Origin of the sequence: Nocardioides sp. T2.26MG-1 (assembly GCF_950101795.1) — a bacterium.
Taxonomy (GTDB): Bacteria; Actinomycetota; Actinomycetes; order Propionibacteriales; family Nocardioidaceae; genus Nocardioides.
Map to the genome: position 1 here is coordinate 135,502 of NZ_CATNLZ010000034.1, position 15,658 is coordinate 151,159.

16 protein-coding genes are annotated in these 15,658 nt (G+C 73.2%); 4 read left to right on the top strand and 12 right to left on the bottom strand.

Annotation, left to right across the window (positions count from 1 at the left end; translation table 11 throughout):
- Positions 1-12: 12 nt before the first annotated feature.
- From QQZ14_RS21035 to QQZ14_RS21065, 7 genes are all read right to left on the bottom strand, one after another.
- The gene (locus QQZ14_RS21035; RefSeq protein WP_284536382.1) at positions 13-990 is read right to left on the bottom strand and encodes an ornithine carbamoyltransferase; all 978 of its coding nucleotides are present in this window, start codon (positions 988-990) and stop codon (positions 13-15) included.
- A gap of 16 nt (positions 991-1,006) precedes the next feature.
- Positions 1,007-1,960 carry an aspartate carbamoyltransferase gene (pyrB, locus tag QQZ14_RS21040; RefSeq protein WP_284536383.1) on the bottom strand — a complete coding sequence of 318 codons (954 nt, stop codon included), beginning with the start codon at positions 1,958-1,960 and terminating at the stop codon, positions 1,007-1,009.
- Positions 1,961-2,140: 180 nt separating this feature from the next.
- Positions 2,141-3,130, bottom strand: a complete 990-nt coding sequence (locus QQZ14_RS21045) for an LLM class flavin-dependent oxidoreductase (protein ID WP_284536384.1) — start codon at positions 3,128-3,130, stop codon at positions 2,141-2,143.
- Positions 3,127-4,494 (bottom strand): amidohydrolase family protein, encoded by a 1,368-nt coding sequence (locus tag QQZ14_RS21050; RefSeq protein ID WP_284536385.1) that lies wholly within the window; start codon positions 4,492-4,494, stop codon positions 3,127-3,129. Before QQZ14_RS21050 ends, QQZ14_RS21045 begins: the two co-directional genes overlap by 4 nt.
- A gap of 30 nt (positions 4,495-4,524) precedes the next feature.
- Positions 4,525-5,925, bottom strand: a complete 1,401-nt coding sequence (locus QQZ14_RS21055) for a pyridoxal-phosphate dependent enzyme (protein ID WP_284536386.1) — start codon at positions 5,923-5,925, stop codon at positions 4,525-4,527.
- The gene (locus tag QQZ14_RS21060) at positions 5,922-7,430 is read right to left on the bottom strand and encodes a pyridoxal-5'-phosphate-dependent protein subunit beta (protein ID WP_284536387.1); all 1,509 of its coding nucleotides are present in this window, start codon (positions 7,428-7,430) and stop codon (positions 5,922-5,924) included. The genes QQZ14_RS21055 and QQZ14_RS21060 overlap by 4 nt, the downstream gene beginning before the upstream one ends.
- Positions 7,431-7,456: 26 nt before the next feature.
- Positions 7,457-8,827 (bottom strand): 8-oxoguanine deaminase, encoded by a 1,371-nt coding sequence (locus QQZ14_RS21065; RefSeq protein ID WP_284536388.1) that lies wholly within the window; start codon positions 8,825-8,827, stop codon positions 7,457-7,459.
- A gap of 187 nt (positions 8,828-9,014) precedes the next feature.
- Between QQZ14_RS21065 and QQZ14_RS21070 the strand changes: the two genes are divergently transcribed.
- Positions 9,015-9,554 carry a hypothetical protein gene (locus tag QQZ14_RS21070; protein WP_284536389.1) on the top strand — a complete coding sequence of 180 codons (540 nt, stop codon included), beginning with the start codon at positions 9,015-9,017 and terminating at the stop codon, positions 9,552-9,554.
- 89 nt (positions 9,555-9,643) lie between these two features.
- Positions 9,644-10,312: a response regulator transcription factor gene (locus QQZ14_RS21075; RefSeq protein ID WP_284536390.1), complete on the top strand. Its 669-nt coding sequence runs from the start codon at positions 9,644-9,646 to the stop codon at positions 10,310-10,312.
- Here the strand turns inward: QQZ14_RS21075 and QQZ14_RS21080 are convergent, their stop codons facing one another.
- From QQZ14_RS21080 to QQZ14_RS21095, 4 genes are all read right to left on the bottom strand, one after another.
- Positions 10,313-10,468, bottom strand: coding sequence for a hypothetical protein (locus QQZ14_RS21080; RefSeq protein WP_284536391.1), 156 nt, complete (start codon positions 10,466-10,468; stop codon positions 10,313-10,315).
- A 288-nt stretch (positions 10,469-10,756) separates the two neighbouring features.
- Positions 10,757-12,403 (bottom strand): GMC family oxidoreductase, encoded by a 1,647-nt coding sequence (locus QQZ14_RS21085; protein WP_284536392.1) that lies wholly within the window; start codon positions 12,401-12,403, stop codon positions 10,757-10,759.
- Positions 12,404-12,447: 44 nt separating this feature from the next.
- Positions 12,448-13,188, bottom strand: a complete 741-nt coding sequence (locus QQZ14_RS21090; protein ID WP_284536393.1) for an SDR family oxidoreductase — start codon at positions 13,186-13,188, stop codon at positions 12,448-12,450.
- 75 nt (positions 13,189-13,263) lie between these two features.
- Positions 13,264-13,626, bottom strand: a complete 363-nt coding sequence (locus QQZ14_RS21095; protein WP_284536394.1) for a YciI family protein — start codon at positions 13,624-13,626, stop codon at positions 13,264-13,266.
- Positions 13,627-13,812: 186 nt separating this feature from the next.
- Between QQZ14_RS21095 and QQZ14_RS21100 the strand changes: the two genes are divergently transcribed.
- Together QQZ14_RS21100 and QQZ14_RS21105 are read left to right on the top strand one after the other, a co-directional pair.
- A complete protein-coding gene (locus tag QQZ14_RS21100; RefSeq protein WP_284536395.1) occupies positions 13,813-14,679 on the top strand; it encodes an alpha/beta fold hydrolase in 867 nt (288 codons plus the stop codon).
- Positions 14,676-15,128: a hypothetical protein gene (locus QQZ14_RS21105; protein ID WP_284536397.1), complete on the top strand. Its 453-nt coding sequence runs from the start codon at positions 14,676-14,678 to the stop codon at positions 15,126-15,128. The genes QQZ14_RS21100 and QQZ14_RS21105 overlap by 4 nt, the downstream gene beginning before the upstream one ends.
- Positions 15,129-15,134: 6 nt before the next feature.
- Here the strand turns inward: QQZ14_RS21105 and QQZ14_RS21110 are convergent, their stop codons facing one another.
- Positions 15,135-15,629, bottom strand: a complete 495-nt coding sequence (locus QQZ14_RS21110; protein WP_284536398.1) for a MarR family winged helix-turn-helix transcriptional regulator — start codon at positions 15,627-15,629, stop codon at positions 15,135-15,137.
- Between the last annotated feature and the right edge of the window lie 29 nt (positions 15,630-15,658).

Here is a 15,658-nt window from a genome sequence, read left to right on the forward strand (position 1 = left end):
TCCTCCCGGGCCTCAGCCCATCGTCAATGCCATGACGGCCTTCTGGCCGTGCAGGCGGTTCTCTGCCTGGTCGTAGACCGCGCTCTGCGGCCCGTCGATCACCTCGTCGGTGACCTCGATCCCGCGCTCCCCCGGCAGCGGGTGCATGTAGATCGCGTCGTCGGCGGCGGTCGCCATCCGGCGCTCGTCGGCGATCCAGTCCCGGTAGGAGTCGACGAGCTTCGCCTCCTCGGCCTCGTCGGTGGTCGTCATCACCGCTCCCCAGCTCTTGGCGTACACGACGTCGGTGCCGCGGATGCCCTCGTCGAAGTCGTCGAGGACCTCGAACGACGCGCGCCCGAGCCGGGCGTTCTCCCGCGCCTGGTCGACGTAGTCCGGCATCAGTGCGAACTCCGGCGGGTGCACGAGGCGCACGTTCATCCCGAACCGCGGCAGCAGCATGATCAGGCTCTGCGGCACGCTCAGCGGCTTGGAGTACGTCTTCGCGCAGGCCCAGCTGACCGTGGCCGTCCGCCCACGCGGGTCGCCGAACCGCTCGATGATCGTCATCAGGTCCGCGAGCGCCTGGTGGGGGTGGAAGTGGTCGCACTGCATGTTGAGGACCGGCACCCGGCTCGCGGCGGCGACCTCCCGGATGTAGGCGTTGCCGACGCCCCAGTCGACGTTGCGGATCGCGATGCCGTCGTTGTAGCGGCCGAGGATCTCGCCGATCTCCTTGGCGGTGTCGCCGTGCGCGATCTGGGTCGAGCGGCTCTCGATGAACTGGGCGTGCCCGCCGAGCTGGGCCATCCCCGCCTCGAACGACGCCCGGGTGCGGGTGCTGGCGAAGAAGAACAGCATCGCCAGCACCTTGTCCCGCAGGTAGGGGTGCGGCTGCCCGAGCGCGCGGTCCCGCTTGAGCGCGAACGCCACGTCGAGCACGGTGTCGAGCTCGTCGCGGGTCCACTCCTGGAAGTCGATGACGTCGCGGCCGCGGAGGTTCGTCTGCATCGAGGCCCTCCCCCCGCTACTCGATCGCCCCGAGGACCAGCGCCAGCAGCGCCATCCTCAACGAGACGCCGTTGGCGGCCTCGGCCCAGTAGCGGGCGTGCCGGGTGCTGTCCACGTCGGTCGTCAGCTCGTCCATCCGGGGCAGCGAGTGCAGCACGATCGAGTCCTGCTTGGCCTTCTCGTGCAGCAGCCGCCGGGTGACCTGGTACGCCGCCGGCGTGGTGCCCTTCTCGGCGGTCGGGTCGACGCGGGACTGGGTGTAGTCGGCCTGGACGACCGGCTCCATGTAGATGACGTCGGCGTCGGAGATGCACTCCTCGACGGACTCGACCTCGCGGTAGTTCACGCTCCGCTCGGCCAGCTCGTCCTTGAACTCGTCGAGCAGGGAGAGCTCGGGCGGTGAGACCACGAACGCCTCCATGTCGAACTGCGAGGAGGCGTAGAGGATCGAGTGCATCGTCCGCATCCGCATGTCGCCGACGCACAGCACCTTGAGACCGTCGAGCGTGCCCTTGTCGCGCCAGATCGTGTAGAGGTCGGTGAGGACCTGGGTCGGGTGCTCGCCCCACCCGTCCCCGCAGTTGATCACCGGCACCGACGCCCACCGGGCGGCCTCGTGGGGCGCGCCCTGGACGTGGGAGCGCATCGCGATGACGTCGCCGTAGTACTCGAGCATCTTCACGGTGTCCTTCATCGACTCCTGGTAGAAGTCGCCGGCGCGGGTCATCTTGGCGTCGGAGAAGCCGAGGACGTGGCCGCCGAGGCGGTGCATGGCGGCCTCCGTCGAGAGCCGGGTGCGGGTGCTCGGCTGGTAGAACGCGGTGAGCAGCGTCTTGTGCTGGAGGAGGTTCCCGTTGCGCCGGTTCTCGGCGTGAGGGCGCAGCTCCTCGGCGACCTGGAAGATCCGGAAGTAGTCGTCCCGCTCGACGTCCTTCAGGGACAGGATGTCGCGGCCCAGGAAGCTCCTCATCGTGCGTTCTCCTCTTCAGTGGTGTGTCTCAGGAACAGCTGTCCGGTTGGCGTGCTCAGGGTGCGTGCATCGCAAGGCGCCGGGGCGCCGCCATACCCCGTTCGTCTAGCAAGCGACGGCAACGCCGCGAGGTGCGTGTCATGGGTGCGCGAAGCGCACAGATATTCCTGAGACACGCCACTACACACCGAAGGTGTCGATCATCAGTTGGACGTCGTCGCCGAGCGGGTAGAGGACCGGGCAGGTCGCGCCCGCCTCGACGTACTCGGCGACCTTGGCGCGGCACTCCTCGGGGGTGCCGGAGGCGGTGATCTGCTGCACCACGTCATCGGGGACCAGGCGCATCGCGCGGAGGATCTCGTCGTGCGAGGCCGGCCAGGTCAGGACCTTGCCGATCTCCTCGATCAGGGCGGGGTCGACGCCGCTGGCCTTCATGATGTGCGGCTGCTGGCCGAGGTACTGCGTGAGCAGCTCGCGGGCCCGGTCGAGGGCGAGGTCCCGGTCGCGGTCGACCGAGCAGACGACGAGCTGGGGGCGGTCGATGTCGTCGAGCGAGCGGCCGGCCTTCGCCGCACCGGTGGCCAGCGCCTCGAGGGCCTGCGCGTTGTACGCCGGCGAGACCATGTAATTGAGCAGCACGCCGTCGCCGATCTCCCCGGCCAGCGCCATCATCTGCATGCCGGTGGCGCCGATGTAGATCGGCACGTGCTTCGGCGAGCGGTCGCCGTGGACGATGTCGATCTCGACGTCGTCCAGGTGCACGAACTCCCCGTGGTAGGTGACCCGCTCCATCGCGAGCAGGCGGCGGGTGGCCTCCACGGTCTCCCGCATCGCGCGCAGCGGCTTGCGCCGGTCGACGCCGACCTTGCTGGCGAGCGGCTCCCACCAGGCCCCGAGGCCGAGCACCACCCGGCCGGGGGCGAGCTCGTCGAGCGTGGCGAACGTCGCCGCCAGCAGCCCGACGTTGCGGGTCCAGATCGGCACGATGCCCGAGGCCACCTTGATCCGGCTCGTGACGGCGGCGTACGCCGCCATCGGGACCGTGGCCTCGCGGACCAGCCGGCTCTCCGCCTGCCAGACGGCGTCGAAGCCGCGCTGCTCTGCGTAGCGGGCGTACTCCATCCCCTCACGCAGGGGGTGGAGGTCCTGGAGGTAGAGCGCCACTCTCATCGTCTGCTCCTCTCGGGTGTGAAGCCGTGCGCCGCGATCTCGTCCATCCGGCCCCAGAGGCGCTGGGCCTCGCCCGAGCCCTCGGCAGCGACCTCCGTCTCGTCGACCCGGGTCGAGCGGCGGTCCGCGACCACGAGCTCACCGGCGACGAGCACGTCGCGCACCTGGCCCGAGGTGAGCCCGAAGACCCAGTGGCCGACCAGGTTGTCGGCGGTCACCGGGGTGGGCGTCGGGTAGTCGAGCACGACCAGGTCGGCGGGGGCGCCGGGCCGGATGCTGCCGAGCAGCGGCTCCCCGTGGACGCCGCCGGCGAACCGGGCACCGTCGGCGAGCCGGGCGAGCGGCCAGTTCCCCGGGGTCGCCACCTCGGCCTCGCGCGTGCGGAAGTAGCCGACCTGCGACTCGGCGAAGAGGTCGCCGCCGATGCCGTCGGTGCCCAGGGCGACGCCGCCGCCCAGGCCGGGCGCGAGGTGGTGGAACGGCGAGTGCCCCACGGAGTTGTTCATGTTGCTGCGCGGGTTGCAGACCACGGTCGCACCGGTGTCGGCGACGGCGTGGATCTCGGCCGGGGCGACGTGCACGCAGTGCGCCAGCAGCGCCTGGTCGGTGAGCAGCCCGGCCCGGTCGAGGCGTTCGACGACCCCGTGGCCGCACCGGGCGCGCGCGTCGGCCTGGTCGGCGGCGTCCTCCGCGACGTGGATGTGCACGCCCACGCCACCCGACCGGGCGACGTCGACGACCTCGGCCAGGGTCTCGTCGGACAGCGTGAACGACGCGTGGGCGCCCATCATGCCGCGGGAGAGCCCGCCGGCCCGGGTGAGGAAGCGGCGGTTCTCGGCGATGCCGGCGGCCGCGCGCTCGGGGCCGTCGCGGTCGCTGACCTCGTAGCACAGGACGCTGCGCACCCCCAGCTGCGCCAGGGTGTCGGCGATGATGTCCAGCGACCCGTCGATCGCGTTGGGCGAGGCGTGGTGGTCCACGATCGTGGTGGTGCCGGCGCGCAGGGCGTCGAGGCCCCCGCGCAGCGCCGAGGCGCGGATCGACCGCTCGTCGAGCGCCCGGTCGAGGCGCCACCAGACCCGCTGGAGGATCTCGGTGAACGTGACCGGCGGGGCCAGGCGGTACGGCATCCCGCGGCTGAGCGCCGAGTAGAGGTGGTGGTGGGCGCAGACGTTGCCGGGCACGATCAGAGTCCCGGAGCAGTCCCGGCGCGGTACGCCGGGCGGCGCGGTGCCCACCGCGGCGATCCGCCCACCTGCGAGCACGACGTCGGCGGCCACGACCTCGGGCGGGTCGAGCGCGACCACGACCGTGGCCCCACACAGCGCCAGGGAGGGCGCGACGTCCAGAATGTCGGTAGCCACGGCGTGGGCTCCTCTGCTCCGATTTGCTCTTCAGCGTGCTCCGGGGCAGGACCGCCCGCTAGGGTCCATGGACCCTGCGGCGGAGCGGTCGAGCCCGGTGAACAGGACGCCCACGCGGGCGTCGGGATCGACGTCCCCGTCGGCGATCAGGTCGAGGAGACCGGCCAGCCCCGAGGCACCGGTCGGGTCGACGGGGTAGCCCGCGGCGCGGCCGAGCTCGTGGGCCTCCGACAGCCGCTCCTCGGTCACGACCAGCGGCCGCCCGCCGGTGGCGAGCATGCCGCCGACGACGGCCCGCCAGTCGTAGGTCTCGTCGTCGAGGATGCCGGTGGCGATGCTCCGGGGCTCGCCCTCCCAGGGCCACATGAACGCGGACCGGTGCCGCGCGGCCGCATGCAGGGCGTCGTCGATCTCGGGACGGCCGGCGGACGCGGACAGGCCCGCGCGCACCCGGGCGTAGGCCCTCTCGAGCGGGTGTCCGCCGGTGGTCTGCACGGTGTGCACCCGCGGCCCGTGGTCGAGGTCCCCGAGACCGACCGCCTCGTCGAACGCCTGGATGCAGGCGCTCGCCAGGGCGCCGCCACCGACCTGGACGACGAGGTGGTCCAGGTCGGTGCCCGCGGCCCGCAGGTCGGACGCCATCTCGTAGCCGAGGGTCTGCCCACCCTCGATGACGAGACCGTTCTCGCTGCCCTGGCAGGTGAACGGGAGCGCGCCCGCGGCGAGCGCCGCGCGCAGCCGGAGGTAGGCCGGGTCGCCGTCGGTGTCCGGCGTGCGCACGCAGGTGACGACGTCGGCGCCCAGGTCGCGCAGCCCGTCGAGCACCACCGGGTCGGCGTCGACCGGCACGAACACCCGGAGCCGCCGGCCGGCGGCACGGGCGACCACGGCCGCGGCGAGCGCGGCGTTCCCGCAGCTCGCGATCGCCAGGTCCGGCCGGTGCCCGGGATCGACGAGCCCGAGGCGTTCGGCGACCTCCAGGTGGAGGAGCACCCCCATGAGGTGGCGCCCCTTGTGCGACCCCGCCACGTTGCCGGTCTCGTCCTTGAGCCACACTCCCCCGGCGGCACTGAACCCGAGCCGGTCCGAGAGCATGTCGTCGCGGCCGAACGGCGTCGCCCGGAAGCCGCTGCCGGCGACCCTCGCCACGGCGTCGTCGAGGCGGCCCGCGAGCTCCGCGAACTCGTCGTCGCTCACGCCGCCCGCGGTCGCGCGGTGATGGCTGTGCAGGAGCCGGCGGTAGTGGACGAACGGCGACGTCGCCCCCGCGGTCCCCTCCGGGAAGCGGACGCGCTCCGGGTCGAGGAGCCTGACCAGCACGTGGTCGACGTCGCCGGCGCCCGCTCGAGGGCACCGGAACGGGTAGGGGTCGCGCGGGTCGGGTACGCCGCCGCAGCCCCAGCAGACGAGTCGGCTGGCCGGCGAGCTCACGGGGCGCCGACGCCGGTGCGCGCGTTGAAGTCGACGATCATCTCGTCCCAGGCCTCGATGCTGTCGTGCAGGCCGGTCCAGAACCCCGGGTCCCGCCGGACGACGAAGTCCTCGATCGCGGTGCCGCGCTGCTCGACCCACGTGTAGTAGCCGAGGTCGAAGATCCGGTCCCGGTCCCGGCTCGTGGTCTCGAGGAGGTCGCTGGTGTCCGCGCCGAGCATCCACCGGCCGAACACGCCGGCCGCCGCCGCCTCGTCGAAGCCGTCGGCGAAGTCGCGGGCGGTGATCCGGTCGCGCTCGCTCTGGTACATCGGCGCACCGTCGGTGGCCACGGTGACGATCACGTCCTCGGGGCCGAGGTCGAGGTGCTTGGCGACCTTCACCGCGGCGAGGATGTTGCAGATGCTCGACAGGCCGAACGACGGCAGCGCGGCGAGGGTCGCCTCCGGCACGCCGCACCGGTCCGCGAGGTAGGCCAGGCCGGCCGGGTCGCTGAAGAGCACCGCGAGCTGGTCGGTCGCCCGGTCGGTGACCGCGGTGACGATGTCGGTGTTGTGCACGTGGTGGATCAGCGGGACGTGCTTGTCGCCGATGCCCTGGATGTTGTGCTCGCCGAAGCCGTTGCGCAGCAGCGTGGGGCACTCCAGCGCCTCGACGGCGACGATCGCGGCGCCGTACTCGCTCTTGAGGTGGTCGCCGGCGCCGAGCGTCCCCGCCGAGCCGGACGCCGAGACGAACGCGCGCAGCCGCAGCTCGCGACCGGCCTCGGCGCCGGCCTCCCGCAGATGCTCGAAGACCGCACCCAGCGCCCGACCCGTGCACAGCCAGTGCACCAGGTGGTTGCCGAACTCCGCGAACTGGTTGAGGATCACGTTCCCGGGGTCGCCGGCGAGCTCGTCGCAGGCCTCGTAGATCTCGCGGACGTTGCTCTCGGTGCCGGGCGTGGTGATGATGTCCTCCGGCGAGACCACCCAGCCCCGCAGCCAGTCGAAGCGCTCCTGGCTCATCCCCTCGGGCAGTACGGCGACGCCGCGGCAGCCGAGGATCCGCGAGATGGCCACGCCGCCCCGGCAGTAGTTGCCGGTCGAGGGCCACACCGCGCGCTGGTGGGCCGGGTCGAACGTGCCGGTGACGATCCGCGGGGCCAGGCACCCGTAGGCGGCCAGCACCTTGTGGGCGCGGATCATCGGGAACCGGTCGCCGAGGGCGACCACGATCGTGGCGTCGACGCCGGTGAGCTCGCGCGGCAGCACGACATGGGCCGGCAGGGCCGCGCGCGACGTGCGGTCGACGTCGTTGTACCAGTGGATCCGGAACAGGTTGCGCGGGTCGGCCTCGTCGGGCCCCACCCCTGCCAGCGCGTCGGTCGTCGAGTCCGGGATCCGGGCGGGGTCGGCCAGCTCCGCGAGGGTCGGCAGCATGATGCCGGCGTCCCGGAAGTGCGCGACGGCGCGGTCTCGGACGGCCGCGTCGACGAGGTGGGTCTCGACACCGAGTGACGACATGGGAACTCCGTTCTCTCCTGGGTCCTTCAGGCCAGTCGCTGGAGGCGGCTGGCGGCGGCGTGGTGGCGGCGCAGGATGTCCTCGAGCCCGGGGTGCACGAGCGCGGCGTCCTCGACCACCGGCCGGCCCGCGACCACCGTGTGCCGGGCCGCGACCGGACCGCACCGCAGCCAGGCCTCCACGGGGTCGGTGAGCGCCCCGGCGAAGGCGATCCCGGTCAGCGGCCAGCAGACGAGGTCGCCGGCCGCGCCCGGGGTGAGCGTGCCGAGCTCCCCGGTCCGGCCCAGGCAGGCGGCGGAGCCGCGGGTGGCGATGTCGAGCACGTCGCGGGCGGTCATGCCCGTCGGCCCCTTCCGCTGGTGGCCGAGGAGCAGTGCGGTCCGGGCCTCGAGCCACAGCGACGCGTGGTCGGTGGACGCCGAGCCGTCGCAGCCGAGCCCCACCGGGACTCCCGCCGCCCGCAGCTCGGCGACCGGGGCCATGCCGCCGCCGCCGATCAGCATGTTCGAGGAGGGGCAGTGCGCGACGCCGACGCCGGCGGCGCCGAGCCGGCGCACCTCGTCGTCGTTGGGGTAGATGCAGTGCGCCACCCAGCTGCGGTCCGAGAGCCAGCCGACGTCCTCGAAGTGGTCGATCGTGCGGCGGCCGAAGGCGCGCGCCGCGAAGCGGTCCTCGTCGGGGTCCTCGGCGAGGTGGGTGTGCAGCCGCACGTCGAGCCGCTCGGCCAGCTCCGCCGTACGCCGCATCAGGTCGGAGGAGACCGAGAACGGCGAGCACGGCGCCAGCGCGATCCGCACCATCGCGCCCCACGAGCGGTCGTGGTGGCGGGCCACGAGCCGCTCGCTGTCGGCGAGGATCTCGTCGTCGTCCTGCACCACCGAGTCCGGCGGCAGGCCGCCGTCCTTCTCCGACAGGCTCATCGAGCCGCGCGTGGGGTGGAAGCGCATCCCGAGCTCGGTCGCCGCGGTGATCTCGGCGGAGATGAGGTCACCGCCACCGCGCGGGTGCACGTAGAGGTGGTCGGTGGTGGTGGTGCAGCCACCGAGCGCGAGCTCGGCCAGGCCGACCCAGGCCGAGAGGTACGCCGCCTCCTCGTCGAGCCCGGCCCACAGGGGGTACAGCGTGGTCAGCCACGTGAACAGCGAGGTGTTGACCGACGGCCGGTGGGCTCGGGTGAGGTTCTGGTAGATGTGGTGGTGGGTGTTGATCAGGCCCGGGGTGACCAGGCAGCCGTCCGCCGGCAGCACCCGTGCGGCCGGCGGCCGCTCGTCACCCGGACCGCCCACGGCCGCGACCAAGCCGTGGTCGAGGGCGATCCAGCCCCCGGCGATCTCGCGGTCTTCGGCGTCGAGTGTCACCACATGCTCGGCCCCGTCGATCAACAGCTCGACGGTCACAGTGTGACGCTAGCCATCCGGTGGCTCGGGTGTTGCCGTAATGGGGTGGCGGACGCGTGAGACTGGTCGCACCGGCTCCGCCATGGCGCACATCACGGACCAAGTTCTGCACTTTTGCGGCGAAAGTCGGGGTCCCGGAATAGCGTGGAATCCAGCAGGGCGTACGCCCTGAGGAAGCCGGCGCCGCATGTTCCGCCTCCACCACCACGACCGGCCCGACCCCGGGCCGCAGCTGACGCCGTGGGGGTTCTACGCCGTGCGGCCGGAGAAGCCCGCGCGGGACCCGTTCCGCATGGTCGCTCTCGGCGCCGTGCTGACGCTCGTCCTCGTCGTCGGCGGCTGCCTGGTCACCGTGGGGGCGATGGCCCAGCAGTTCCGCACCGTGTTCGAGGTCGACCCGGCGCCGGTGACCTCGGCGACCTCGATGCCGGTCGAGACCGGGATGCCCTTCGTGCTCTCCGGGTTCCGGGCCGCCTCGGGATGGGCGCTCGCGGAGACCTCGCTCGGCGGGTCGACGATCGCCGGCCTGCGGGTCACCAACGTCGGCGTCCGGGCCGTCAACCTGCGCTACGCGTTCACGTTCCGGCTGGACGGCCGGTGGGTCACGGAGGTGGACTGCTTCTGCCCGTCGGTGGAGCCCGGCGAGACCGTGCCGATGCGGTGCCTCCCCACGGCGGCGCGCCTGCCGCTCGAGTACGACCGCGTCGTCGTCGCGGACAGCTACTGACCGCGCGCCCGACTGCCCATCCGGGCAGGTGTGCCGGATCGACGCCGCCGGCCGGCGTCCGGCGCGTAGGCTCCGGGCATGGAACGGCGATGACACGACCCATCCGGCTGGCGATCGTCGACGACCACGCCGTGGTTGTCGCCGGGGTCGCGTCGTTCCTCGCCCCCGAGCACATCGACGTCGTCGAGACGGACGCCTCGCTGCCGGTGGTCTCCGACGTCGACATCGTCCTTTTCGACACCTTCGGCCAGCTCGACGGCGACGGCATCGACCTCGACGACTTCATCCGCGACAGCGGCGCGAAGGTGGTCGTCTACAGCTGGAACCTGCAGCCGGAGATGGTCGCGGACGCGGTGGCCCGAGGCGCCCGGGGCTACCTCTCCAAGGTGCTGACCGGCCCGGAGATCGTCGCCGCCCTCCAGCGGGTCATGGCCGGCGAGGTCGTCGTGCTCACCGGCGACCACGAGACCAGCGTCGGCGGCGTCGGCGACTGGCCCGGCCGGTCGACCGGCCTCTCGCCGCGCGAGGCCGAGATCCTCGCGCTGATCACCCAGGGCCTGTCCAACCAGGAGATCGCGAACCGGGCCTACCTCAGCATCAACTCGGTCAAGACCTACATCCGGTCCGCCTACCGCAAGATCGGCGTCACCCGGCGCTCGCAGGCCGTGCTCTGGGGCGTGGCGAACGGCTTCAAGCCCGACGTCCTGCGCACCGTCGACGCCGGCCTGCTGGCCCGCCGGCCGCGCCGCACGCCCTGACTAGCGTCGGAGCAGGAACGGCAGTCCGCCGCGGCGCAGCAGCGGGCGGTCGACGTACGACATCCCCACCAGCACGCCCTCGGGTCCGACCCGGAGCTCGTCGCGGACCCACCGCCACGGCCGTGGCGCGTCCGGGGCGTAGGTCACCACCACCACAGGCCGGCCCGTCGGCGAGCCCCGTGCCTGGCACCGCCCGCATCGTGAGCCGCTCCTCCAGAGGCCCCGAGCCGTCCCGCGGCCGCACCAGGTTGACCCCGGTCAGCTCGTCCGGGCCGGAGCGGGTGAACCGCTTGCCGTGCCAGCGCGGGAGACCGACCAGGCCGAGGCCGGCGGGCGCCACCTGGCGCAGCGGCGCGACGAACTCGGCCCGGAGGGTGCCGGTCACGTCGTCGAGCGCGGGAGCGGGCAGGCTCGACCACGCCCGCAGCAGCCCGACCACGCCGGTCACCGGCCACCCTCCGTGCCGGTCGGAACGGCGGCCGGGCGGGCCGTGACCGGCTCCCGGCGTACGGCGCCCTCGGGGGCGAGCGGGAACAGCGACGCGAACCGCTCGGCGAGCGCGGTGATCGTCAGCGACGGGTTCACCCCGAGGTTCGCCGGGATGATGCTCGCGTCGGCGACGTACAGGCCGGGGTGCCCGAAGACCTCGTGCGAGGCGTCCACCACACCCTCGTCGGGCGAGGCCCCCATGACCGCACCGCCCAGGACGTGGGCGGTGACCGAGAGCCCGCCGAGGGTCTCGCCGAGCAGGTTCAGCGGCGTGCCGCACGAGGACTCGGCGAAGGCGCGCGTCACCCGGTTGGCCACCGGCAGGTAGCTCGGCGCCTGCCGCCCGGGGACCGCCCGCGACCGGAGCACGCGGCGCCACGGCCGGACCGGTGACCGGCGGCGCTCGAAGGCCAGCTCGTTGTCCAGGTGCTGCATGACGGTGAGCACCGTCAGCCGGCGCTCGAAGCCACGAGCGGCCATGGCGCGCAGCTGCGCGACGGGCGAGGCGGCCAGCCGACCCAGGGTCCGGACCGCACGGCCGAGCCTGCGGTCACCGTCCACGATCGGCCCGACCTGCAGGCGCAGGTGCCAGCCGCCCACGAACCGGTTCTGGGTGACGTGGGTGTCCGCGTCGGGGTAGAAGTCGCTGGAGATCGTCGGTCCGCGCGACAGGTCCTCGCCCGGCGGCTGCAGGATCGCGGTCAGCGCCTCGCTGTTGGTGCGCACCCGCCGGCCGAGCATCGGTGAGACGTGCGGCAGCGTGCCCAGCTCGTCGCGGCACCGGAACAGCAGGTCGAGCGTCCCGAGCACCCCGGCCGCGAGCACCACGCGGCGCGCCCGGATCGGCGCGATCGGCGTACGCCGCCACGGGTGGGCGACGCTGAGCTCGTAGCCGCCGTCGGGCAGCGGCCGGATGCCGGCCACCTCGTGCTCGGCGCGCACCTCGGCGCCGTACCGTTCGGCCAGCGGCAGGTAGTTGCGGGTGAGCTGGTTCTTCGCGCCGTACGGGCAGCCCAGCAGGCACTCGCCGCACAGGCGGCACCCGGTGCGGTCGGGCCCCTCGCCCCCGAAGAACGGGTCGGGCTCGGTGACCCCCTCGCGGCCGAAGTGGATCGCCAGCGGCACCGGACCGTACGTCGCCCCCGCGCCGACACTCGCGGCCGCGGCGGCGAGGTGGTCGTCCATCGGACCGCGGTGCGAGGTGACGACCCGGCCCAGCATGCCGGCGGCCCGGTGGAGGTGCGGCGCGAGCTCGGCGCGCCAGTCGGGGTTCAGCTGCGACCAGGCGGGATCGGCGTAGAAGCCCTCGCGCGGCTCGAGCAGCACCCCGGCCCACACGGTGGACCCGCCGCCGACCCCGCTCGCGCCGATGATCGCGACGTGGCGGAACACCCGCTGCCAGAAGAACCCGCGCAGGCCCAGGCCCGGCTGCCAGAGGTAGGCGCGCGGGTCCCGGCGGGCCCGCAGCAGGTCCGCGTCGGCGAGCCGGCGGCCCTTCTCGAGGACCAGCACGCGATGGCCGGCCTCGGTCAGCCGCAGCGCCGTGACCGCGCCACCGAAGCCGCTCCCCACCACGACCACGTCAGCGTCGAATCCCGGCATGACCGTAACAGTAGTGCTGTCACGATCGGCCAGTCACCCGGGGATCAGGCCTGGCCGGCCAGCCAGTCGGCGAAGGTCTGCGTGCCGCGCATCCCGTCCACCGTGGGGAGACTGCCGCCCCGGGCCATCGCCTTGCCGGCGGCGCCCGGGAGGCGCAGCTCGACGATCCGACGGCGCGCACCGCCGCGACGCCGCGCGACCTGGCGGACCAGGTCGGCCATCACCTCCTCGCGCGGGCCCGCCAGCTCCTGGTGGCCGACCGGCGAGCGCACCGCCAGCCTCGCCAGGGCGGAGCCGACCTCGCGGGCCGCCACCGGCTGCACCCGCCACGTGGGGACGAGGACGAGCCGTCCCGTCATGCGCTCGAGGTACTGGCTCGCGAACTCGTGGAACTGCGCCGAGCGCAGGACGGTGACCGGGATGTCCGATCCGGCCAGCACCTGCTCCTGACGCACCTTGCCCTGGTAGTAGCCGAACGGGACCCGGTCGATGCCGATGATCGACAGCGCGACGATGTGCCCGACCCCCACCTCGCCGGCCGCCGAGAGCAGGTTCCTCGTCGTGGTCTCGAAGAACGCCTCGGACTTCGTGGCCCTCATGGTGGCGAGGTTGGTGGCGTCCACCACCGCCTCGGCACCGGCCAGGGCAGGAACCAGTCCATCCCCGGTGAGCAGGTCGACTCCCGTCGCGCGGGAGAGCCCGACCGGGTCGTGCCCGTCGGCCCGCAGGGCGTCCACCGTGTACCTCCCGGCAACGCCGCTGCCACCGAGAACCGCGACTCTCATGACCCTCCTCCTCACTCATCCGCACCGCCGGGCCCGCCCGCGAGTGACGGGCGGGCCACGGATCGAGCCGGTGGCTCAGGCGAGCCCGTCGAACGGGCGGACCTCGACCTTGCCGCGGCACGCCTTCGACCCCTCGGCCGCGAGGCGGAGCGCCACGTCCAGGTCCGGGGCGTCGATGACCCAGAACCCGCCGATGACCTCCTTGGTCTCGAGGTAGGGACCGTCGGTCACCATCGGCGTCTCACCCTGGCCGTCGACGACCGTGGCCGTCGACGCGGGGGCCAGCCCACCCGCGAACACCCAGTAGCCGTCGGCACGGAGACGGTCGTTGAAGGCGCCGGTGGCCTCGAACGCCGCCTCCATCTCCTCACGCGAGCCGTAGTTGCCGAACTCGTCCATCTCCGCCGGGCCGTGCACCGACAACAGGTAGTGCGCCATCCCACTCCTCCTCGACTCGCGGCGGTCCCGGTGACCGCCGTACACCTTGCCGACGAACAGCATCGCTCCGATCCGACATCGTGGGCACCCCGACCGATGGACGACGGGTCCCGCGGTGCGGCTCGCGGGCTCCGGCAGCGCTACCTTGGCCCTGCCCGGTCCACGGCCTTCTGGAGGATGCCCGTCATGGTGCGCATGGCTCCACACAAGGTCGTGCTCCACGGCCACGAGCTGTCGTACGTCGACAGCGGCGCCGGCCCGGTGGTGCTGTTCATCCACGGGATCCTCGGCTCCCAGCGGCAGTGGGCCCACCTCGTCGACCGGATGGACGACGAGCACCGGGTGCTCGTGCCCGACCTGTTCGGCCACGGCGAGTCGGCGAAGCCGCTCGGGGACTACTCCCTGAGCGCGCACGCGGCCACCCTGCGCGACCTGCTCGACCACCTCGACATCGAGCGGGTCACGCTCGTCGGGCACTCGCTGGGCGGCGGCATCGCGATGCAGTTCTTCTACCTCTTCCCCGAGCGGGTCGACCGCCTGGTGCTGGTCTCCAGCGGCGGCCTGGGCCGCGAGGTCAACCTGATCCTGCGCGCCGCCACGCTGCCCGGCGCCGAGCAGGTCCTCGGCCTCGTCGCCTCCACCCCCGTGCTGTCGCGGGTCGAGACCCTGGGGCGGGGCGCGTCCAAGGTCGGCTGGCGGCCCGGCGCGGACGTCGGCGCGATCTGGCGCGGGTTCCGCTCGCTCGCGGACCGGGAGAGCCGGCGCGCCTTCCTCGCCACGACCCGGGCCGTGATCGACATCGGCGGCCAGAGCATCAGCGCCCACGACCACCTCGAGGGCGTGCTGCCGATCCCGACCCTGATCGTCTGGGGCTCCAAGGACCGGATGATCCCGGCCTGGCACGCCCTCAGCGCACAGCGGGCGGTCCCCGACTGTCGCGTCGAGCTGTTCGAGGGCGCGGGCCACTTCCCCCACCTCGAGGACCCGGACCGCTTCGCGGACCTGCTCCGCGACTTCATCGCGGCCGGGGGCGACGAGGGACGGCGCCGATGAGGCGGCTGGCCGCCGCCGCGCTGACCGTCGCAGTACTGGCCGCCGGCGTCGGGTGCGGCAGCACCAGCAACGACGCCGCGCCCGACCCGACGCCGCCCGCGTCGTCGGACCCGTGGGCCGACATCGACACGACCGTCCCGTCGGAGGACCCGGTCGGGACCGTGTACGGCTACGTCCAGGCGATGGCGGCCGGCGACGCGGAGCGGGCGTGCGAGTTCCAGTACCGCGGCACCTCGGACTTCGACGACGCACCCTGCGTGCTCGCCGACGAGCAGCCGGCCCGCGACGCCCGCCGGCCCGCGTCGACCTGGACCCGGCTCGCGGCGTACGAGCTCGAGGACTACCGGCCCAGCCAGGACGACCGCGGCTGGGTCGTGGCCCTGCCCGACGACCCGGTGGCCCAGTGGCGGATCCGGCAGGACGACGCCGGCATCTGGCACATCGCCTGACGCGGCCTACTCGAAGAGGGCGGTCATCCGGCCCTCGGGGTCGAGTGTGGTCAGCAGCGCGTCCCCGATGTCGCGCAGCTGGTCGAGCTGCTCGCGGGTCAGGGGGTCGAGCACGTGGGAGCGCACGGTCTCGACATGTCCGGGAGCAGCGGCCACCACGGCGTCCCAGCCGGCGTCGGTGAGGTGGGCGTTGGTGGCGCGGCCGTCCTCGGGGCACGGCACCCGGACCACCAGGCCCCGGTCCTCCAGCCGCCGGACGACGTGCGAGAGCCGCGGGAGCGTGGCGTTGGTGCGCTGCGCCAGCGTCGTCATCCGCAGGGTCCGATCGGGCGCCTCGGACAGCATCGCGAGCACGAAGTACTCGAAGTGCGTCAGGCCGGACGAGCCGCGCAGCTGCGCGTCGAGTATGCCGGGCAGCAGCTCGACCACCGCCACCAGGCGCAGCCACGCGTCGCGCTCGGCCGGGTCGAGCCACCTGGTCTCCGCGGGCCCTGTCTCCATGTGCCCAGCCTAGCCGATTAGTTGACGGA